This is a genomic window from Bifidobacterium sp. (genome assembly GCF_050874245.1).
Taxonomy (GTDB): Bacteria; Actinomycetota; Actinomycetes; order Actinomycetales; family Bifidobacteriaceae; genus Bifidobacterium.
This window is the reverse complement of the sequence record NZ_JBNMKH010000034.1, coordinates 1-22,547: the sequence shown is the minus strand read 5'-3', so window position 1 is coordinate 22,547 and position 22,547 is coordinate 1. Positions and strand designations below refer to the sequence as shown.

The following is a 22,547-nucleotide window of genomic DNA, read 5'->3' as shown; positions in this document are numbered from 1 at the left end:
ATGTTGTGGTGCGGCAATGCAATGTATCGCCGCACCACAAGTCAGCATTCCTTTCATTTCGGGAATCGGAGGCGGATCAGCCTTTGGAACGAAAAATTCCCACCGCAGATGTGTCACGATTTGAAAAATCTGCCGTTTTTACGAATCGTGACACATTCTTCTTCTGAAAAAAGCAATACGGGGGTATAAATCACCGTTTTTTCCAAGTAAAATACCCAGAAAACATACCCCCCGAATGGGAAGTGATGTGTCACGCTCCAAAATTTTGGCCGTTTTTACGAATCGTGACACAAAACAGGCACCCCCATACCACATGCGGCCAAACGCATTCCACAAAACTCTCCAGCAGCTCATGTGCGCAACGAGCGGATCCGAAGAAAAAGATCGAGACGCATATGGAAGTCCAGCAGACAAAAGTCAGAATCCAACACAAACCGCACAAAACAATGGCTCAAAGCCATACCGGAACCACAAACGCAAGCCACACCGGAACAATGGAAGATGGGCGCGTTGTCGCAAGGCAGCCAAGGCCCCAAGCCGGTCCGACATCGGACAGAGGCTCACGCACGCTTATCGGAAGCACAGATGGTGAGATATGGCATTGCGCGGAACGCCGTCATAAAGGGAAGGCGAACGGAATCTCACGCGCGGGTGGTGGCGCGGGCGATCACGCAGGATTGGGTGGTGATGAGTTCCGGTTTCAGCGGGCGACTGCCGTTGATGCGGTTGATGATGCGACCGACAGCGGTTGGCGCGATCCAGTCAAGGCAGGAGTCCATGGTGGTCAGCGGTGGCTGGAAGTATGCGGCTTCCTCATTGTTGTCGAAGCCGATCACCTGCACCCGGTCGGGCACTGCGATGCCGTTCGCCGCCAAAGTGAACAATGCGCCCAATGCAAGCTGGTCGTTGAACGCCACGATGCCGTCGAAGGGGATGCCGGAGTCGACGATGCGCTGCGTCGTGCGCGCGCCCGAACCGATGGCCCAATCCTGGCCGACGTCGGGCACAAGTCTCGCATCCAGTTCGACGCCTTGTCCGGCGCATGCTTCGAGCACGCCTCGCATGCGCAGCTGCGCGTTGCCCTCCACGGCGTCACGCAGGTCGAAGATATGCTCCGGATCGGTTCGCGAGCCGATCACCGCGAGATTCGTGGCACCATGGTCGAACAGGTATCGCGCGGCGAGGCGCGCCTCCTGCACGTCATCCGGAGTGACATGGTCCGCTTTGCCGTGCGTGGATCGCGCGCCCACGCAGACCAGCGGATAGTCCACGTCGAGGTCTTCGGGAGCGAGGTCCTCGACCTCGGAAATGGACAGGATCATGCCGTCCGACACGGTGGTGTTGAAGTTTTGCAACAGCGTGCGGGCGCCCTGCGCGGACCCTTCGGCGTATGTGGTGATGTATACGGAGTAGTCGTAGATGCGCGCCGCGTCGATCACCCGGTTGGCCAGTTCGGCCAGGTATGGTGCGGTCAGGCTTGGCACCGCGAGGGTGATGAAGCCGGTTTTGCCGCGATTGAGATTGCGGGCCGACACGTTGACGCGGTAGCCGAGCCGGTCGATGACGTCCTGCACTTTCTCGCGCGTGGCATCGGCCATGCGTCCGGAATGGTTGATGACGTTCGACGCGGTTTTGAGGGAGACTCCGGCCTCTTGCGCCACTTCACGCAGTGTGACGCGTTTCCTGTCAGATGTGTCCGGCTTTTCTTCGGCCATATCTCCCCTAACCGCATCCGTCATTGTTATTCGACTTCCGACTTTACCGCCTTACCACGAGCACGCCGTTGCGATGCACGGCATACGAACCGGGCTTCTCCCCCCGTTCGGCTTGGAACAGGATGACCGGCTCGCCTTCGACGTCCTGCAGTTCGACCGTTTTCTTGCCGCGGGGCAGATAGAAGTCGAAGGTGGCGTCGGCGGACGAGCGCACGGTGTGCAGCACGTCGGCATCGTCCCGCGATGGGGTCGCAAGATATGCGCCGACCAGCTTCGTCAGGTCGGCCACATCTAGGTCGCAGCCGACGAAATACGCTTCGCCGGAACCGTACGGATTGCGGGTGATCGCGGCCGTGCCGTCGAGATCCCATTCGTCCGCTTCCTCGCCGGAGTAAGCGGCGAGTACTTGCGTGTGTTCGCCGGTGACGTTTACGTCGTTCTGCCACAGGCGAGTCGTGGCGCCATCCAATGCGGCACCGTCCAATGCGGCACCGTCCAATGCGGAAGCCGTGGAATCGTCGGTGGCCGCCAGCCGGATCTCGCTTGGCTCGCCTTCGGCTTCGGCGCCGAGGATGTTGAATTCCTCGCCACGGATGCCCAGCATGTCACGCAGCAAACCGTCGCCGGCACCCGGGTATCCACCGAGCCAGGTGCGGAAGTGCTCATCGATCAGACCGGTCGCGTAGCCGACCACCACGCGTCCTCCGGCGGCGGCGAAATCGGCCAGCCGCTGGGTGTCGGCGGCGCTCAGAATCAGCACGGTCGGCAGCACGACGGTCTTGTACTCGCTCCAGTCGTAGGCGAGCGGCACGATGTCGGCGCGCGAGCCGGCGTTCAGGAACGCGCGGTACCAGTCGCGCACGTCGTGCCAATGGTTGAGCTTCATGCTCGGCAGGGTTTGGGAACGGGTGGCCCATTCCGATTCGGCGCTGAAGAGGATCGCCGTATCGGAGCGCGCCAATTCGCTGCCTTGCACGCCTGCATCGGCGAGCGTCTTCAGCGACGCGCCCAGTTCGCACACTTGGCGGAACAGTTTCGTGTCCTCGCCGGCATGCGGAACCATGGCCGAGTGGAACGATTCGGCGCCGAACGCGGACGCGCGCCACTGGAAGAAGTTGATGGCGTCGGCGCCCATGGCCACGTGGGCCAGAGAGTCGCGCACGGTCTCGCCTTTACGCTTACGGGTGTTAAGCGGCTTCCACTGCACCGCCGAGGTGGAGTGTTCCATGACGTACCACGGCTTGCCGAGCGCGAGCGAATCCATGAGCGCATCGGAGCATGCCAGCTCGTCGAGGTGGGATTCGCCTTCGTGGAAGTAGTGGTCGTTGGACACGAAGTTCACTTCGTTGGCCCAGGCGGCGTAGTCCATGCAGCACTGGTCGGTGGAGACCATGAAGTTCGTGGTGAACGGCTTGTCGGGGCAGATTTCGGCGATCGCGTCACGTTCGGCCTTGTAGAAGTCGAGGAGCATGTCGTTGCCGAATCGCTCGAAGTCGAGTTTCTGTCCGGGATTGACCATGGAGTCGGCGCCCATGAACCGCGGAACGAGCACTTCGTCGAAGTCGTTCATCTCCTGACCCCAGAAGGTGGTGCCCCACGCCTGGTTGAGCGCGTCGATGGTGCCATACTTGCGGCGGCACCATGCGCGGAAGGCCTCAAGCGCGTTGTCGGAGTAGTCCTCGCGGTTGTTCCAACCGTATTCGTTGCCCATGTGCCATGCGGTCACGTACGGATTGCTGCCGTAGCGTTCGGCGAGTTTGCGGCATAGGGTCAGCGCGTATTCCTTGAACACCGGGCTGGTCGGACTCCAAGACTGGCGAGATCCGGCGTTGACCTGATGGCCGTACTTGTCGCGCGGCAGCACTTCGGGGTGCTTTTCGTACAGCCACAGCGGCGCGGTGGCCGTTGCGGAGGCCAGATCGGTGGCGATGCCGGCTTTGCCGAGTTTTTCTATGATGCGGTCGAGCCAGCCGAAATTCCAACGATCCTCGGTGGGTTGGATGCGGTCCCAGCTGAAGATGGCGAGGGCCACGGTGTTGACGCCGGCCTGCTTCATCAGGCGGATGTCGTCGTCCCAGACGTCCTCGGACCATTGGTCGGGATTGTAGTCGCCGCCGAAGGCGATGCCACGGCCGTCCGCGGTCAGCAGTTTCGGCCATTCGAAGTTGCGTCGCATGCTCTCCTCTTTCCCTGTGAACTTCCTGTTTGTGGAAGAGACAGTCCAATCATTCCTTAACTGCACCTGCGGCAAGGCCGGACTGCCAGTACTTCTGCAGGCACAGGAACGCGATCACCAACGGGATGATTGTGACCAGCGAGCCCGTGATCACGAGGTTCTGGATCGCCTGTCCGCCGGCAGTGGACGCCTGGTCCTTCCACTGGTTCAAGCCGATCGTGAGCGGATACCAGTTCGAGTCCTTCAGCATGATCAACGGCAGGAAGTAGTTGTTCCACGTCGCCACGATAGAGAACAGCGCCGTAGTCACGATACCCGGTGCAAGCAAAGGCAAGGATACCTGGAAGAACGTACGCATCTCGCCCGCGCCGTCCACGCGCGCGGCCTCGAGCAGCTCGGTCGGCACGGCCTGCTCCGAGAAGATCCACATCAAGTACAGGCCGAACGTGGACACCAGGGACGGGATGATCATCGCCCACGGCGTGTTCGTGAGGTTCAGTTTCGCGAACAGCAGGAACTGCGGGACCGCCAGCGCGATGCCCGGCACGCTGATCGCGCCGATGATGACCACGAACACGGCCTTGCGGCCAGGGAAACGGAACTTCGCGAGCCCATACCCGCCCAGGATCGCGAGCAGGGTCGCGCCACCAGCTCCCACGACCACGTACAGGATGGTGTTCAGCAGCCAGCGTCCGAAAATGCCCCCGTCATACGTGAACACGGTCTTGATGTTGTCCCACAGGGCGAACGTGTGGCCGAAGCCCAGGCCGAACGTGGACGTGAAGTCCGCCTGCGTCTTGGTCGCGTTGATCAGAAGATACACGAACGGGAACAGGCAGTACACGGCGAACAGCGCGCACACCAGCGTCAGCAGTTTGCTGCGCCTCGGGTTCGACACGTTCGCGAACCCGGATTTCGCGGCGCGTTTGCGTTCCGCGGCCTCGTCTTTGGCAACCCTCCTAGCACGTTCCTTCTCGGCCTTGCGCACCGCCCTGTCGTGCTCACGCTCGTTGTTGCTGCTCATAGTCTTTTGCTCCTTACCGGAAGAACCTTTCGTCTTCCCCTTGCGTCCACCGGACGCCATCGCCCGGGAAACGCGGTCCCGAGGGACCTCACTTCATTTGTTCCTTCATGCTGTTGATCTGCACCACGTACGCGATCGCCATCGTGATCACCGCCATCGTGATCGCCAACGCGGCCGCATAGTTCGACTGGTTGCCCGCGAAGGACAGGTTGTACGCGTACATGTTCGGCGTGTAGTACGTGCTGATCGCGTTGCCCGGCACCATGTTCTGCATGATGCTCGGCTCGTTGAACAGCTGGAACGAACCAATGATTGAGAAGATCACCGTAATCGCGAGCGATCCCTTGAGCTCGGGCAGCTTGATGGACTTGATGATCTGCCACTCCGAGGCGCCGTCAATCGATGCGGCCTCGTACAGCGAATGCGGGATCGTGGACAGTGAGCTGTAGAAAATCAGCATGTTGTAGCCCGTGAACTCCCATGTCACGATGTTGCCGATCGACGCGAGCAGCACCTTCGGCGAGAGCATGTCCAGGTGCGCGCCGAAGAAATCGTTGAACGAGCCCACCAGACCGTATTTCGCGCCATACATGAACCCCCAGATCAGGGTCGACACGACTGCGGGTACCGCGTATGGCAGGAACGTCGAAATACGGAAGAACTTCGTGCCGTGCAGTTTCATGGAGTCCAATGCCAAAGCCATCGCCGCGGCGAGGAACAACATAATCGGCACCTGTACCACGGTGAACAGAGCGACCCTGCCGACCGCGCTCCAGAACTGCTGGTCATGGAACAGACGCACATAATTCGCGAATCCCACGAACTGAGTGCCACCGATCATCTTTTTCTGGAAGAAGCTGATGTACACCGCGTACATGATCGGGATGATGAACACGAATACGAACACCAGGGCGAACGGCCACATGAATTTCCATCCGCGCCAGTCCGCGTGATGCTTATTCACACGCACCTGGTCGGCCGGCGTGTGCAACGGCACCGCCACACTTGCTGCTTGAGTCATGGTTGCTCTTCTTTCTTCACACGATTGTCTTCATATGGATTACGAACATGCCAAGGCGGGAATCCGTCCGAGGCGCGCCCCCGCCTTGGCATGTTCCTCGATGCTCGCCAATCGCCGTCTGCAGACGTATCAACTGCCATGCCGGCTGTTGGCGCAAACGATGCGCTATCTTCGATCAGCTCTTGTTGGTGACGGTGTAACCCTGCTGGGTACCGTGATCGGCAAGCGCCTTGGCATAGTTGGCAAAGGCTTCCTTGAGCGTGATGCTCTTGCTATAGGCCTTGGAAATCTGATCGCCGAAGCTGGACTGCGCGAACGGGTTGTACGGCAGGTAGGCGAACTTGGAGACCTTGCGCTGGGCTGCTTCAGACAAAACCTGATTGACATTCTGACCACCGAAGTAGTCGTTGACCTTCTTGTTGGCTTCAGAGTTCGGGTCAGTGAAGCTCTTGGAGGTCAGGATGCTCTTAAGGCTCGGGAAGGTGCCGGTATCGGCCATGGTCTGCGCGCCCTTGCCGTGAGTCAGGTATTCGACGAACTTGTAGGCCGCGGCCTGCTGCTTGGACTGGCTGACCACCGCGAGCGCGGAGCCACCGTCTTCAGCAGAGGCTTCGTCGCCCTCGTTCCACTGCGGAAGCTGAGCCACACGCCAGTTGCCAGCCTGATCCGGTGCGCCGTTCATGAGGTTGACCGGCATCCAGCCGCCGATGGTAAGGGAAGCGATGGTGCCATCGTTGAGCTCACGGTTCCAATCGTCGGACCAATTGGCGGTCTTGGTGTCGATGAGGTCTTCATCGATGAGCTTCTGCTGGAAATCGATGTACTTCTTCATACCGGCATCGTTGGTCATGTCAATAGTGATCTTCTCGCCGTCGACTTTCCACGGCTGGGCGCCGGCCTGCCAAGCCTGCGCGGTGAAGGGCTGGTATTCCATGGAGGAGCCGGAGTTGTTGGTCATGTAGGAACCGACGGCCTTGACCTTCTTGGCGGCCTCATAGTAGTCGTTCCAAGTCTTAATCTTGGTACCGTCGACGCCGGCCTTCTTGAAGACCGCGTCGTTGTAGAAGAACATTTCAGGGCCGGAATCAATCGGCAGCGCATACGGCTTGCTGTTGTACTGCAGCTTGTTCCACGGGCCTGCGGAGAAGTCGTCGGCGAGTTTGTCGGCGCCGAACTGGCTCAGGTCGGCGAGGTCACCGGTGACAGCAAACTGGGTGACGGTCGGATCCTCAAGCATCACCACGTCCGGAGCGCCCTTGCCTGCAGCGATGGCGTTGCTCAATGCGGTCTGGGTGTCGGAGGCGGTACCAGTGTTATTGAATTTCACGGTAATGCCGGGGTTGACCTTCTGGAAGTCCTTGATCAGGTTGGTCATGGTGTGGCCGGTATCCCAGCCCCAGAACACGAGCTCGGCCTTGTTGGCATCTCCTGTGCTGCCTTTGCTGGCATTGTCGGATCCGCCTCCGCAAGCCGCCAGGCCGATGAGGGTCGCAGCTGCGGTCAATGCCGCGAGAGCCTTCTGTGTGGTGCGCATGTTTCCTCCTTCAGATGCCGACCGGCTTCGAAACGTTGGCAGGATGTGTTCATCCGCTCGGACGCTCCTTGCCTGAGCCGCCGGGCAGACACCTTTCCTGACTGTTTTTCCCGGCTTCCAGACTTTCCTTGTCTGGGCTTTCTCAAGCTTCCTCCCTCTTCTGATACACCGGTGTATCATCGGCTAGTAACCACCAACGTCATTCCTAGCGTTTCCCGGCGTTCATTGAGTTCGGCCGCCTTCGTCGGCCTTTACTTTTTACTGGTACAGCCGTGTACCAGTACTCTTTATGATACACGGCTGTACCAATGTGTCAAATCACCACGCGAAAATGCCACTACTGAATCGCTTAATACGTTGAATAAGCCGGCGTTTCCTGATACCCCCGTCGTCGACCGTTACCCTGCACGGTCATATCGCGATTTCCCCAAGTGGAATGTGGATAAGTCGGTGTATTACGGAGGATTGATATTTCGTCGAATTCCCCAGTATCGGTTGGGATTAGAGAATATGCGAAAGTCCCCGGATAAAAAACGGCGGCTTCCAAGAAAATAACTCTTGGAAGCCGCCGAAATGTTTACTTAAATCTATTTGTTTGAGCCGCGCCGCGAATCGCAGACCAAGCTATAGGTCACGGACTACAGGCTCAGGAACAGCTCGTGGATGCGGGTGTCGTCGGTGAGTTCGGGGTGGAACGCGGTGGCGAGGATCTTGCCCTGGCGCAGGCCGACCACATTGCCGTCCACCGACGTCTCGACGGTGGCGGAGGGGCCGACCTCGTCCACGAACGGTCCGCGGATGAAGACGAGCGGGAAGTCCTTCAGCACGACGTCGGACGCGCCATCCTGCGGAACGTGTTCGCCCGGCGCGACTACGACGGCGGAATCGCCGGAAGCCGAGCCGAAATCGGCGGTGGCGGCGAACGAACCAAGCTGCCGTCCGTACGCATTGCGGCGCACGACGGCGTCGAGCGCGCCGAAGTAGACGTTGTCGTCGTTGTCGAGTTTACGGGCCAGCAGAATCATGCCGGCGCAGGTGCCGAACACCGGCTTGCCATCGGCGATATGCTTTGCGATCGGATCGAACAGGCCGGTCGAGCGCAGCAGCTTGCCTTGCGTGGTGCTTTCGCCGCCGGGCAGGATGACCCGGTCGATCGAATCGTCGAAATCCTCGGCGGCACGCAGCAGCTTCCACGGCGCGCCAAGACGGTCGAGCATGGCCGCATGTTCGGCGAATGCGCCCTGCACCGCCAGGATGCCGGTCACGCCATGCTTGGCGGATTCCGCGTCTTCGGATTCTTCTTTGGAGATGTATTCGACTGCTACAACCATTGCCGTTCCTGTGTTCTAAAGGTTTCGTCGATCGATTTCGCCGAGTCCGGTCACTCGCCGCGCGCCGCCATGATGGTCTGGATCTCGTCCTCGTTGATGCCGACCATGGCCTCGCCGAGGTTTTCGGACAGACGTGCGAGCAGGTCGGCGTCCTGCCAGTTGGCAGTGGCCTGCACGATGGCGGCGGCGCGCTTGGCCGGGTCGCCGGACTTGAAGATGCCGGAGCCGACGAACACACCTTCGGCGCCGAGTTCCATCATGAGGGCCGCGTCGGCCGGGGTGGCCACGCCGCCGGCGGCGAAGTTGACGACGGGCAGGCGGCCGTTGTCGTGCACGTACTTGGCGAGGTCGTACGGCACGGCCAGCTGCTTGGCGGCCTCGTACACCTCGTCGTCGCGCAGGGAGACGAGCTCGCGGATCTGCTTGTTCATGGTGCGCATGTGGCGCACGGCCTGGATGACGTCGCCGGTGCCCGGCTCGCCCTTGGTGCGGATCATGGAGGCGCCTTCGGCGATGCGGCGCAGGGCCTCGCCCAGATTCTTGGCGCCGCACACGAACGGCACGTCGAACTGGTTCTTGTCGATGTGGTACACGTCGTCGGCGGGGCTCAGCACTTCGGATTCGTCGATGTAGTCGATGTCGATGGCCTGCAGGATGCGGGCTTCGGCGATGTGACCGATGCGCACCTTGGCCATGACCGGGATGGACACGGCCTCCTGGATGCCCTTGATCATGGCCGGGTCGCTCATGCGGGAGACGCCGCCGGCGGCACGGATGTCGGCCGGGATACGTTCGAGCGCCATCACCGCGCACGCGCCCGCGTCCTGCGCGATCTTCGCCTGCTCCGGGGTGGTGACGTCCATGATCACGCCGCCCTTGAGCATCTGCGCCAGATTCTTGTTCAGTTCGTTCCTGTTGTTGGCCATCGCCAGCCTTTCGTCGAAGGATTTGCCTTTGACACAGATACTAACGATTTTCCATTACGATTTCACGCGAACTGAATATTACGAGACGTCAAGAAGTTGGTTTTACTAAAATTGCACGCCCATTTTCAGCATTGTTTCATTTTCCTGCGATTTCGATTCCGTCGACATTCCTCCGATTTCGCCCGCTTTTCTTGCCCCGTCCGCGACCGGCGCTTTCGATTCACCCGCTTTTCCACCCCATCGCACGCGATATAGAAAACGTGAATGACCCATATTTTCATACGACCACATTGCGGACGCGCGTGTCGCACGGAAAGCCATACAAAACGCACGTCCGTCAGTCACATGCGTATGACGTGGTCCGCGACGCGCATGGTGGAGTCGCGGTGCGATACGAGCAGTACCGCGCTCCCCCGCCTCGCCAAAGTGTCGATCGACTGCAGGATCACGGATTCGTTGTAGGCGTCGAGACGGCTCGTCGGCTCGTCGAACAGCACCAGGGAGGCATTGCGCAGGAAGATGCGCGCCAGGCCGATGCGCTGCCTCTCGCCTTCCGAAAGCCGGCCACCGAGCTCTCCGACGGGGGTGTCAAGCCCCTGAGGAAGCGAATCGACCAAATCAAGTGCGGAAGCCTTGGCGAGGGCGGCGCGCAGCACGTCGTCGCTGGCTGGCGGAGCGGACGAATCGTCCACATCGCACGCCATCAGCAGATTCTCGCGGATCGTGCCGTCGAACAGATACGTCTCCTGCCCCATCATCGTCTGCAGGCGACGGCGATGATGCGCGTCGACCTGTGGCAGCGGCACTTCGGACAGCGTGACCAGCCCCGAATCCGGATCCCAGTAGCGCATGAGCAGCTTCAGCAACGTCGATTTGCCGCGTCCGGACGGCCCTTGAATGCCGAGGATGCCGTGCTGCGGAACGTCAAGCGAAACGCCGTCGAGAATCGGCTCGGAAGCGGAAGCATCGCCGGAATCCCCGTATCCGAACATGACGTCATGCATGGACATGCCATGATATTTCGGTAAGAAATCGCCATTTTCCGCTACAGCGGGCACCTCGTCCATCAAAGCGAACAGGCGGCGCGCGGAGGCGAAGGTCTGCGTGAGGTTGGCCGGCAGCGCGCTCAAGGCGAGCGTCGGGCCGAACGAGCTGGCCAGTAGCACGAATGCCGCGACGAGACCCGGCGCGGAGGCGGATATGGTCCATTGCGCGGAGGCCATCATGCCGTCGGCTACAAGAGGCGCGGCCGCTCCGGAGGTGACGATGGCGAGCAGCGCCGCAATCGCGGTGAACAGGATGACCAGAATCGCGCCAAAGCCTGCGAAATCGCCGTTTTTGGCACTGAGCCGCGCCCGTCGCGTCCACAGCGAGCGGGTACGTGCCACGATGCCGGCAAGTCGCGCGAAACCTTGGCCGAAGCGGATGACCTCGTCCAGACCGCGCATGTTGTCGAGCATCTCGTCGTCGAGGCGTGCGGATTCCTTACGGATGCCGGAGCCAAGCCCGCCCACGGCCTTGGCGAAGAGTTTCGGCAGCACGATGCCGATGACCAGATGCGCGACCAGCAGTTCGATGGCGATGGCGGGGTTCAGTGTGAGCAGCGCGATCGTGTAGACGATCGTGGTCACGATAGCGATGACGACCGGCGAGATGGTGTGCGCGAAGAAGATCTCCAACAGTTCGACGTCGGTGGTGACTAGCGCGATCAGGTCGCCCTTGCCTTTGCCGGACAGTTTGGCGGGCGCGAGACGGCGCAGCGCGGCGAATGTCTTCGACCGGAACAGCGCGAGCAGCCGGAAGGCCACGTTGTGGTTCATGTACTGCTCGGCGTAGCGCATGCCACCTCGGATGAGCGCGCAGACGATCATGGCCGTGATTGCCACAGGAACGTTGAGATTCCAGACTTTGTGGCCGGCGGCTGCGAACAGGGCGGCCACGCCGAAGACCGGCAGGAAGGTGGCTGCGAGATGCCCGGTGACACCGCACGCGCAGGCGATCGCCATGTACTTGCGCAGGGGGCCGACCTCGTGTAGCAGCCGGGCGATGACTTTGGATACCGGCATGGCGGGATCGGTGGAATTGACGGAATTGGTGGAATTGACAGGATTGGCAGAGCCGGTGGAACCGGCGGAATCCGAGGCATGCGAGACCTGGGACGCGTGGGTTTCACGCTGGGTTTCACGACGGCCCTCATCATGCCCATCATCATGGCCCCCATGACCTTCATGGGACGCGCAATCCAGACGGGACACGCTGGACATCCCCCGGCGACCCACCCGCTCCACGTTCTCCTGCGCACGGAACAGCTTGGCGTACATGCCGTCCACGGCCATAAGCTCATCGTGCGCGCCCTGCTCCACGACGGAGCCCCTGTCGAACACGACCACATGGTCCGCGTCGGCCGCGTTCGCCATGCGGTGCGTGACCATCAGCACGGTCCTTCCCTCATCGGCGAGCGCGCGGATCGTCCGCAGAATCAGGGTTTCGCTTTCCACGTCGACGCTGCTGGTGGCTTCGTCGAAAATATAGACGGCCGACCGGCGCAGCAGCACGCGGGCGATCGCGACGCGCTGCTTCTGCCCTCCGGACAGGTTGCTTCCGTCCTGTATGATCCGCATGTCGAGTCCTTGCGATTGCGCGCGTACGAAATCGTCGATATGCGCGGCTTCCAGCGCCTGCCATAGTTCGTCGTCGGTCGCATCAGGACGCGCCATGAGCAGGTTGCTGCGTAGGGTTCCGGCGAACAGGTGGCTGCGTGCGGAGACGATGGAGATCTCGCGGGTGAGGGAGGCGGCGGTGAGGTCGCAGATGTGGAAGCGGGCCGGCTGGGCGTCGGCGGATTGTCCGAGGAGGTCCAGGTTTCCTTCGTATCCGGTCAGGGTGCCGGCGAGCAGGCGGACGGCCGTGGATTTGCCGGAGCCGGATGGGCCGACGATGGCGGTGACTTGACCGGGCCGCGCTTGGAAGGATACGTCGCGCAGCGCGTATCGTGCGTCGGCGGCACGGTTGGAGCGTGCGGAATCCGCATCGGAGTCCGTATCGGAGCCAGCTGCGTCCGTGGCCTGTCGTCCGGAAGGCGGTTGGGAGGATATGCGCCGGGCTTGCGGCGCGCTGTCCGCATCCGTGTCCGCATACCGATACGAGACGTTGTCGAATTCCACGACCGTCCCTTGGTCGGAAGCCCCGTATTCCGGCAGTTCCTCGCCGCCATGTTCCGGTTCGGGCGCGTCCAGCAGCGCGAAGATGCGTTTCGTGGACGTCATGCCGTTCATCGCGACGTGGAAATACGAGCCAAGCTGCCGTAATGGGATGAAGAAGTCGGCGGACAGCAGAATCGTCAGCACGACCGCGGCGATCGGCGCCAGATCCAGCGGAATCAGGCCGAACAGCATGCCGGACGGCCGCATCGCGCCGGCCGTGAAACGCCATATCGCGACGCCGATGCCGGCCGCGGCCCCGCCGTACGCGACCGCGTCCATCGCGGTAAGCGAACGCAGCTGGATCTGCAGCACGTTCATGGTCGCCACGCGGAACCGTTCTGCCTTCTCGTCCATGACGCGCGCGGCGCGGGTGTCCGCGTCGAAGGTCTTCAACGTCTCCAGGCCCTGCAGGTCGTCGAGGAACGCGGAGCCCATGTCCGTGTATTTGCCCCAGTATTTTTTGAACACCCGGGATGCGCGCATGGCCACCATGCCGACGATGAGCACGATCAGCGGCGCGCAGACGAGCAGCGTCGCCGCGGTGGGCAGGTCGACCGGCGCAAGCACCACGAACAGCGTGATGGGCGCGAGGATGGCGTAGAACAGTTGCGGCAGGAACAGTTCGAAGAAGCTTTGGATCTGTTCGATGCCTTCGCCCGCGGATTGCACCACGTCGGCGGTGCGCACGCGTTGCGCGTAGGACGGGCCGAGCGCGAGCATCTTGTCGAACAGTTTCCCGCGCAGGGCGAGTTTGACGCGTTCGGCGGCTTCGGTGCCGAAACGCGCGGCGGCGCGGGTTGCGGCGAACCGTACGATTGCGGCGGCCACGGCGACCATCAGGCACGTTGCGGTGGCCGGCCGGACGGGCGTGAACAGCGGTTGCAGCATGCGTACCATCGCCACGACGAAGGCGATGTTGGCCACCAGGCCCAGCCATTGGCAGACGACCTTCGCCGCGACCAGCCGGCCGACGCCGTCAGCCAGGGAAAACAGCCTTTTGTCGAACATTCCGTCCCTTTCATCGTGATTGGATCGACCGCGGCCGAAGACTTCCGTCCGAACCGGCCTCCACCGTATCCGGAGCGAACATCCGCCGCGGGCGAAGCATGCCCGCGCGATCGTTTCAGCGCATCGTTCCAAGCGTATCGGGCGAGCAGACGAAAGACAACGGCGTTTGCGAAGAATCGCGGATAGCGGTGGAATCACGGCGCGGACCGAAGGCAACGGCGAAAAGTAGGTGGCTGAATGTTCGCCGTTGAGCAAACAGCCTTGACGCAAGGGGTAAGAGTTGCGTCAGTGCCGAGTGTACACGGGAAACGCCGGCGCCCGCAACATCATCTCGACTTGTTTTGCCTGATTTTCCGCCGTTTCCAGCCCCGGTCGCACCCTGTTTCCCATGCGGTCGGCGACGCGTCCGGCAGCCACGTCAAACCTTTTTCCGAACAGGTACAACCATGCACCAGAATCCATCGGATTTGACGGTTACACCCGATTTGTCATTTCATACAAACCCCTCGGAATATTTCTTGTCGTTTCTTACAATGCGGACTTACGTCACCGTAACTTAGGATGTGCGAGGCACGTGACGGCAACGCGGAGCGAAGCGGCGCGCAATCGTCACCAATCGCAGCAATCGCAAGAAAAGAGAACACTTCATGCTCACCGAGTACACGACCCCGGGCGAATCCGTCGAGGTATGCGACGACGAATCGATCTATTCACTGCTCACCGAGCGCATCGCGCGCACCGGCGAGGACACCGTTATCGCGGAACGCAAGACCGCTCCCGGACAGTGGGCCGAGGTGACGACCGGCGAATTCCACAGGAACGTGGTCTCCGCGGCCAAAGGTCTCATCGCGTTCGGCATCGGCAAGGGCGACGCCGTCACCATCTTCTCCTCCACCCGCTACGAGTGGGGCGTGCTCGACTTCGCGTTGGCCGCGATCGGAGCGGTCAACGTGCCGATCTACGACACCGATTCGGCGGCGCAGGCCGAGCGCATCCTCAACGATTCCAGCGTGAAGCTCGCCATCGCCGACGACCGCGTGCGCTTCGACCGTCTCGATTCCGTGATCGACCATTGCCCGTCCCTCAAGCACATCCTGATGCTCGACTCCAATGCCATGGGCGCGTTGGAAGGCCTCGGCGTCACCGTGTCCGACGAGGAGCTTCAGGCGCGCGTCGCGTCGGTACGCGCCGACGACCTGGCCACCATCGTGTACACGTCCGGCTCCACGGGCGCTCCGAAGGGCGCCGAACTGTCACACCGCAACTTCGTGTCGGTCACGCGCGCCGCAAGCCTGGCGCTGCATCAGATGATCACCGACGACCATCCGCGTCTGCTGCTGTTCCTGCCGCTCGCCCACTGCTTCGCACGTTTCATCCAGTACGCGTCAATCGCCTCCGACGACGGCGTGGTCGGCTATCTGCCGGATACCAAGACGTTGCTGCCGGACGTGCGCTCCTTCGAACCGACGTACCTGCTGGGCGTGCCGCGCGTGTTCGAGAAGGTCTACAACGCGGCCTCCCGCAAGGCGGGCATGGGCTGGAAGGGACGCCTGTTCTACAAGGCCGCCGATGCGGCGCGCGAATGGTCGCGCATGGAGCAGGCCGGAGAGAAGCCGACGGTGAAGCAGACCGCCCAGCATCTGTCGTACGAGGCTTCCGTATACCGCACCGTGCGCGGCGCGCTCGGTCCGAAAATCCGCTTCGTGGCGTGCGGCGGCGCTCCGCTCGACGTGTCGCTCGCGCATTTCTTCAACGGCATCGGCCTACCGATGATCCAGGGCTACGGCATGACGGAGACGGCGGCGCCGTTCGCCGCCACCCGCGCCGACGACAATGTGATCGGCACCGTCGGCCAGCCTGCGCCGGGATCGTCCGTGCGCATCGCGGACGACGGCGAGCTGCAGGTCAAGGGACCGAACGTGTTCGTGGGCTACCATAATCTGCCGGAAAAGACGGCGGAGGTGTTCACCGAGGACGGTTGGCTCAGGACCGGCGATCTGGCTTCGATTGACGACGAGGGCCGCATCACGATCACGGGACGCAAGAAGGACATCATCATCACCGCCGGCGGCAAGAACGTCTCCCCGATTCCGATGGAGCAGGAGATTGCGAAGTGCCCGATTGTGGAGCACGCCGTGGTGGTGGGCGACAACCGTCCGTTCATCGGCGCGCTGATCACGCTCGATCCGGAGGGATTGGAGGCATGGCTGCCTTCCGTGGGACTGTCCGCGGACACGCCGCTCGACCGCGTGGCGACCACCGCCGCGGTGCACGACGAAATCCAGAAGTACGTCGACAAGGCGAACGCGACGGTGTCGCGCGCCGAATCCGTACGCAAGTTCGTGGTGCTCGACACGCAGTTCACGCAGGAGAACAAGTGCCTGACGCCTTCCCTGAAGGTGGTGCGCCCGGCCGTGAACCGCGTGTTCGCCGACGTGATCGACCAGCAGCTATACGCCGGCAAGCGCTGATTGCGGCATTTTGCCCCTCCACCGTATACGCCGTCATCACACGTCGTTGAATGCCGCTGAACGCCGCTGAATGTGTCACGATTCAAATTTTCGGGCAAAAAATCGAATCGTGACACATTTGGCAATCGACAAATACCCCCTAATCGCAATTTTCATTCAGGAAATGATGGTTAGGGGGTATTTCTATAGCGCAAAATGTGTCACGATTCAAAATAAAGCCCGAAAATCGGAATCGTGACACATTTGGGACTTGGTTTCGGCAGGTTGAGCCAGTCTGCGGAAGCGGGCAGACTTTCCCAGACCCACCAACCCGACAAGCCAACCCAACAGCAAGAATCCGAATCGACCCAATTGAATGCATGAAAACACACGAAGGGCCGGCACCGAGAATATTCTCGGCGCCGGCCCTTCGTCATGCCCTAGTGCGCGCGATCAGCGCGCCGCCGCATCAGTGGCGGTTGTTGAGACGGTGGTACATCTCGCTGATCTCCAGTTCCTTCTCGAACTGGCGGGCGTTGGTGTTCTCGTCGATGACGGCGAGTTCCACGCCGGCGATGCGGGCGAAGTCCTCCCAAGCCTCACGGCCGACGGAGGTGGTCATGCAGGTGTGGTGGGAGCCGCCGGCGGTGAGCCAGCACTGCACGGCGGTCTTCAGGTCCGGCTTCGGCTTCCACACGGCGCGTGCGCACGGCAGGCTCTTCAGGGAGCCCTGCGGCTCGACGACGGTGACCTCGTCCATGAGCAGGCGGAAGCGTTCGCGTTCGTCGGCCATGGAGACCACGACGGCGTCGGTCGGCTTGCCGGAGAACACCAGGCGGACCGGGTCGGACTTGCCGCCGATGCCCAGCGGATAGATGGCCAGCTTCGGCTTCTCGATGGTGCCGATGGCCGGGGAGACCTCCAGCATGTGGGAGCCCATGTCGAGCTCGTTGCCCGGCACGAAGTTGTAGGAATAGTCCTCCATCAGGGAGGCGCCACCCTCAAGGCCGTAGCCCATCACAGCGCCGATGCGCACCAGCACGGAGGTCTTCCAGTCGCCTTCGGCGGAGAAGCCCCAGCCGTACTCGGACGGGAAGCGCTGCGGGCCGACGCCCGGCAGCTGCGGCAGAGCGCCCAGGTCCTCGAAGTTGTCGACGCCGGCGGTGCAGCCGTTCTCGCGCATCATGTTGACCATGGCCGCTTCCTCCTTAGCCGCGATGAACAGCTCATCGTAGCGGGAGTCGAGCAGCTCGGGGGCCACGTCGTACTTGGCCTTGTAGTCCTCGATGATGTCCTTGACCTGATCGTCCTTGACCTTGTCGTATGCGGCGACGAGCTCGTTGACGGCCCAGGTGTTGATGGAGGCGCCGAACACGCGCTCAGCCTCGGTCTTGTCGCCTTCGGTGACGGCGACGTTGCGCATGTTGTCGCCCCAACGCATGACCTTCATGTTCTGGGAGGCGTCCCAGCCGGCGCAGGCGCGTGCCCAGGTGCCGACCTTCTCGGCGACTTCCGGATCGGTGTAGTGGCCGACGACGATCTTGCGCGGGATGCCCAGGCGGGAGACGATGTAGCCGAACTCACGGTCGCCGTGTGCGGCCTGGTTCAGGTTCATGAAGTCCATGTCGATGGTCTCCCACGGAATCTCCTTGTGGTGCTGGGTGGCCAGCTGCAGCAGCGGCTTGGTCAGCACTTCGAGGCCGCGGATCCACATCTTGGCCGGGGAGAAGGTGTGGCACCAGGTGATCACGCCGATGACGTTCGGGTTGGCGGAGGCTTCGGTCATGAAGGCCTTGACGCCGTCGGAGGACTTCAGGGTCGGCTTGAGCACGATCTTGGCGGGGATCTTGCCGGTGTTGTTCAGGAAGTCGACGATCTCGCCGGTCTGCTGGGCCACCTGGCGCAGCGCTTCCTCGCCGTACAGGTCCTGAGAGCCGACACCGAACCAGATTTCCTTGCCTTCGAATGGGTTTTCCATTGCCATGTTGATTGTTCCTTACTTCGTTGTTGGGTTTGTCAAGTTTCGATTATTGCGATCGTGATTATTGTGATCGTGCACCGTCCGGTGGGGTCCGGATGTGCTGTCTGCGACACGCTCCGGGCCGCTCAGGCCAAGTCTTTACGGTCTTAAACAGCACATCCGGACCCCACCTGGCTGGGTGCAAAACATCGTTTTTTCAGTTTTCCGCTACGTCAGTGCGCAGCGCTGACGCGACGTGTGCGTCCGCAAGGCGCACCGAGCGAAGGCGTACAAAGGTACGTCGAGCTCGGAGCAACGCAGCGGACGCTCCGTCGTGTCAGTGTTGGCCGTAGACGTTGGTGTAGCGGTCGTTCAGACTGTCGATATCCTTCTGGGAAATCGGGATGATGTCGCCGAGCTGCTTGGCGGCCCACATGGTGTGCGCCACCTCTTCGGTCATGGCGGCGGCCTTGACGGCGGCCTCCGCGTCCTTGCCGATGGTGAACGGGCCATGGTTCTGCATGAGCACGGCCGGGGACTTCGGATACTTCTTCAGGGTTTCGACCACGCCTTCGCCGATGGCTTCGGAGCCGATGAGACGGAACGGACCGACCGGCACCGGGCCGCCGAACTCGTCGCCCATCATGGTCAGGCCGCACGGGATGTTCTGGCCGGTGGCCGCCCAGGCGGTGGCGTAGGTGGAGTGGGTGTGCACCACACCGTACACGTCGGGCATGTGGCGGTAGATGTAGGCGTGGGATGCGGTGTCGGAGCTGGGGGCTTCGGCGCCGTCGACCACGTTGCCGTCGAGGTCGCACACGACCATGGAGCTCGGGGTGAGGTATTCGTAGCGCAGGCCGGAGGGCTTGATGACCATCAGGTCGGCGGTGTGCAGGCGCTGCGAGACGTTGCCCGCGGTCCATACCACCAGGTTCCACTTGATGAGCTGCTCGTGCAGGGTGGCGACGACCTCGCGCACCTGCTTGACTTCGGCTCGTACTTCCGGACCGTAATCAGCCAACGTTGCCATATTGTGTTCCTTTCGTCAGGCTTGCTGTTGTTGCGATGGACGTTTATTTGGTTTCCAGCGGAATGCTTTCGATGGCGGCGTGTTCGATCGGCAGTCCCTTGCGGAAGCGGTCGAAGAACGCTTCGAAGCCGGCCACGTCGTCGGCGTCCGGCGATTCCGTGGTGGAGGCGGCGTCGGCGAACACGCGTTCGTCGAGATAGTCGGCGAGCGGCTGGTCGGCGTGCCACAGGTAGTCGGCGAGCACGGCCATGCCCCACGCTCCGCCTTCGGCGGCGGTGGCCATGACCTTGATCGGGGTGTCGAAAGCGGCGGCGAGGATCTTCTGCGCGACCTTCGGCGTGGTGAAGATGCCGCCGTGGCCGACGAGCGAATCAACCGCGACGCCTTCGTCCTTGGTCATGACGTCCATGCCGATCTTGACCGGCGAGAACGCGCTGAACAGCTGGGCGCGCATGAAGTTGCCGAGGCTCATACGGGCTTCGGGGCTGCGGGCGAACAGCGGGCGGCCTTCCGGCAGGCCGGCCAGGAATTCACCGGAGCGGAACGGGTAGTTGAGCAGACCACCGCAGTCTGCATCGACGTCGTCCGCGATCGCGGCGCGAAACAGCGTGCCGTACAGGTTGCCCGTATCGACGGGGGCTCCGATCGCGGCCGCGAACTGTCCGAACAGACCGACCCAGGCGTTGAGGTCGGAGGTGAAGTTGTTGGCGTGGCTCATGCCGGCCAGATCGCCTGCCGGAGTGGTGACGAGATCCACTTCCGGATGCAGGCGGGCCAGCTTGTGCTCGAGCACGACCATCGCGAAGATGGAGGTGCCGGCGGAGACGTTGCCGGTGCGCACGCGCACGGAGTTGGTGGCGACCATGCCGGTGCCCGCGTCACCTTCCGGCGGGGCGAGGACGACGCCCGGCTGGAGGGTGCCGGTCGGGTCGAGCAGCTTGGCGCCTTCGGCGGTGAGCGCGCCGGCCGGGGTGCCTGCCACGAGCGGACGCGGCAACAGATTCTCAAGCTTCCACGGCTGCGCGGCGACTTCCTCGATCGCGTCGAATTTCTCGATGAATTCGGTTTCGTAGGTGTGGGTGGCCGGGTCGATGGGGAACATGCCGGAGGCGTCGCCCACGCCGAGCACCTTCTCGCCGGTGAGCTTCCAATGCACGTAACCGGCAAGCGTGGTGATGTAGTCGATCCTGGAGACGTGCTCCTCCTTGTTGAGCACGGCCTGGTAGAGGTGCGCCACGGACCAGCGTTCCGGAATGTTGTATTGGAACAGTTCGGAGAGCTTCTCGTGGGCCTCGTGGGTGTTGGTGTTCTGCCAGGTGCGGAACGGCACGAGCAGTTCGCCGTCCTTGTCGAAGGCGAGGTAGCCGTGCATCATGGCGGAGAAGCCGATGTGGCCGATATGGGTGAGTTTCTCGCCGTAGGCGGTCTCGACGTCACCGGCCATGCGGGCGTATGCGGTCTGCAGGCCCTTCCAGATCTCCTCCTGGGTGTAGCTCCACAGCCCACCCTCGAGGTGGCTGGCCCATTCGTAGTCGCCCGCCGCGATGGTGCGGTATTCATCATCGATGAGCACCGCCTTGATTCGGGTGGAGCCGAACTCGATGCCCAGGCTCGTCTTGCCTGCGCGGATCTTCTCGGCGGTCAATGCGACCTGCTCTTGCGTCATAGTTCACGAACTCCTTGCGTCCGAGCGCTTCGCAACCACTCTGTCAACTGAATGTTAGCGCTCACTGTTAACGCTCACTATTGTAAACGCAATCCCACGACGTGCCAAATCGACGTGTCATCGGACAATGCAGGTCATCGGATAACAAGAACGCGTCGTCGCGGATACAGGAAATACCCGAACACTACGTCGTCATCAGCGCGCGCTCAGATGACGACGCATCGAAGAAATCAAAGGAATCGACAGAATCCGAAGAATAACCCGGAAACGAAATCACAAAAGAAAAGCGAAAAGCCGGAAACGGCGTCTCAACGGCGACGCACTGGCCCAAGGGAACTGCGGCTGACCATCTGCGCCGATACCAGTCCGACGCCATGCTGCGACGAGCCGAAGGAGTTCTCCTCCCCCTCCCCCAGCAGGTACAGCGCCTCGCGCATGGCGGCGACACCCAGCTGCTCGAAATCGGGACGGACCGTGGTCAGCGGCGGGAACATGTTGTCCATGGCGGGCATGTCGTCGAAGCCCACCAGGCTCACATCCTGCGGAATGCGCACGCCATGCTCGTGCAGTGCGCGGGCCACGCCCACGGCCTGGCTGTCGTTGGCGCAAATCACGCAGGTCGGCAGACTGCCGCCGATACGGCCGATGTTGTCGAGGATATGGTTCATCTTGCCGTATGCTTCGGAGGATTCCCAAGTCTCGCACTGCACCGTCACCGAACTGACCGAGTTGGCCGCGCACAATTTGTTCCACGCCAGCAGACGCGTCGACGCGTCACGCCATTCCTTGGGGCCGGCGAAATACAGCACCGAACGGTGGCCATATCCCACGACGAGCCGCATCACGTCGGACATCGCGGACCACTGGTCCATGCCGACGACGGACACGCGGCGACGATCGGCGGGCTTCATCAATCGCAGGCCGTCCTGCACGCCGATGCAGCCGTGCGTGGAAGTGACAATCACGCGCGGCGACGCGACCTGCGTGCGGCACGCAGCGGAGAACATGACATCAGTCGGCGTGAGGAAGATGAACGCGTCGACGTTCATCTCGTCGAAAGTGCGGCACAGGTCGTCGAATTCCTCCTGCGAGCACAGCGCCTCGTGAACCATGCTCACCGTCATGAACAGGCCGTGCTGTCGGGCCATCGTCTCGATCGAGGAGATGGCGGAGATCGGACCATAGAAATGTTGGCCGCCTGCGATCAGACCGATGGTGCGGGAACGGTGCGAGGCGAGCGCGCGGGCGGAGTTGCTGGGGCGGTATCCGAGTTCGTCGATCGCCTTCCGTACTTTTTCGCGGGTGGCGTCGGAGACGTCCGGAGAATGGTTGATGACGCGGGAGACCGTCTGGTGGCTCACGCCAGCCAGTTTCGCCACTTCGAACATCGAAGGACGCTTATTGCCCGCATTGCGTTTGCCTGCCATGCCCCATCGCCTTTCGCACACAATTGTTGGTACGTTCGCCTATTGTACACGCAACTTTAGTTAGCGCTAACGGTCT

General features: G+C 61.9%; 13 protein-coding genes. 1 reads left to right on the top strand and 12 read right to left on the bottom strand.

The window, feature by feature from the left end; genetic code table 11:
- Positions 1 to 641: 641 nt before the first annotated feature.
- From ACR0P8_RS05335 to ACR0P8_RS05300, 8 genes are all read right to left on the bottom strand, one after another.
- Positions 642 to 1,715: a LacI family DNA-binding transcriptional regulator gene (locus tag ACR0P8_RS05335; RefSeq protein WP_432624134.1), complete on the bottom strand. Its 1,074-nt coding sequence runs from the start codon at positions 1,713 to 1,715 to the stop codon at positions 642 to 644.
- 43 nt (positions 1,716 to 1,758) lie between these two features.
- Positions 1,759 to 3,891, bottom strand: coding sequence for a beta-galactosidase (locus tag ACR0P8_RS05330; protein WP_432624133.1), 2,133 nt, complete (start codon positions 3,889 to 3,891; stop codon positions 1,759 to 1,761).
- Between the two features lie 49 nt (positions 3,892 to 3,940).
- Positions 3,941 to 4,915 (bottom strand): carbohydrate ABC transporter permease, encoded by a 975-nt coding sequence (locus ACR0P8_RS05325; RefSeq protein WP_432624132.1) that lies wholly within the window; start codon positions 4,913 to 4,915, stop codon positions 3,941 to 3,943.
- A gap of 88 nt (positions 4,916 to 5,003) precedes the next feature.
- Positions 5,004 to 5,936 carry a carbohydrate ABC transporter permease gene (locus tag ACR0P8_RS05320; protein WP_432624131.1) on the bottom strand — a complete coding sequence of 311 codons (933 nt, stop codon included), beginning with the start codon at positions 5,934 to 5,936 and terminating at the stop codon, positions 5,004 to 5,006.
- Between the two features lie 175 nt (positions 5,937 to 6,111).
- Entirely contained in the window at positions 6,112 to 7,470 is a 1,359-nt protein-coding gene (locus ACR0P8_RS05315; protein ID WP_432624130.1) for an ABC transporter substrate-binding protein, read from the bottom strand.
- Between the two features lie 638 nt (positions 7,471 to 8,108).
- Entirely contained in the window at positions 8,109 to 8,687 is a 579-nt protein-coding gene (gene pdxT, locus ACR0P8_RS05310; protein WP_432624135.1) for a pyridoxal 5'-phosphate synthase glutaminase subunit PdxT, read from the bottom strand.
- 164 nt (positions 8,688 to 8,851) lie between these two features.
- The gene (gene pdxS / locus ACR0P8_RS05305; RefSeq protein ID WP_298046922.1) at positions 8,852 to 9,727 is read right to left on the bottom strand and encodes a pyridoxal 5'-phosphate synthase lyase subunit PdxS; all 876 of its coding nucleotides are present in this window, start codon (positions 9,725 to 9,727) and stop codon (positions 8,852 to 8,854) included.
- 341 nt (positions 9,728 to 10,068) lie between these two features.
- Positions 10,069 to 13,938, bottom strand: a complete 3,870-nt coding sequence (locus ACR0P8_RS05300; protein WP_432624129.1) for an ATP-binding cassette domain-containing protein — start codon at positions 13,936 to 13,938, stop codon at positions 10,069 to 10,071.
- A gap of 647 nt (positions 13,939 to 14,585) precedes the next feature.
- Here ACR0P8_RS05300 and ACR0P8_RS05295 point away from each other — a divergent pair.
- Entirely contained in the window at positions 14,586 to 16,409 is a 1,824-nt protein-coding gene (locus ACR0P8_RS05295; protein ID WP_432624128.1) for an AMP-dependent synthetase/ligase, read from the top strand.
- Positions 16,410 to 16,857: 448 nt separating this feature from the next.
- On the opposite strand, the gene araA is transcribed toward ACR0P8_RS05295, so the two are convergent.
- From araA to ACR0P8_RS05275, 4 genes are all read right to left on the bottom strand, one after another.
- Positions 16,858 to 18,372, bottom strand: coding sequence for an L-arabinose isomerase (araA, locus tag ACR0P8_RS05290; protein WP_432624127.1), 1,515 nt, complete (start codon positions 18,370 to 18,372; stop codon positions 16,858 to 16,860).
- Positions 18,373 to 18,685: 313 nt separating this feature from the next.
- Positions 18,686 to 19,378: an L-ribulose-5-phosphate 4-epimerase gene (locus ACR0P8_RS05285; protein WP_432624126.1), complete on the bottom strand. Its 693-nt coding sequence runs from the start codon at positions 19,376 to 19,378 to the stop codon at positions 18,686 to 18,688.
- A 43-nt stretch (positions 19,379 to 19,421) separates the two neighbouring features.
- Positions 19,422 to 21,044, bottom strand: coding sequence for a xylulokinase (locus ACR0P8_RS05280; protein ID WP_432624125.1), 1,623 nt, complete (start codon positions 21,042 to 21,044; stop codon positions 19,422 to 19,424).
- Between the two features lie 308 nt (positions 21,045 to 21,352).
- Positions 21,353 to 22,471: a LacI family DNA-binding transcriptional regulator gene (locus ACR0P8_RS05275; RefSeq protein WP_432624124.1), complete on the bottom strand. Its 1,119-nt coding sequence runs from the start codon at positions 22,469 to 22,471 to the stop codon at positions 21,353 to 21,355.
- Positions 22,472 to 22,547 lie beyond the last annotated feature (76 nt).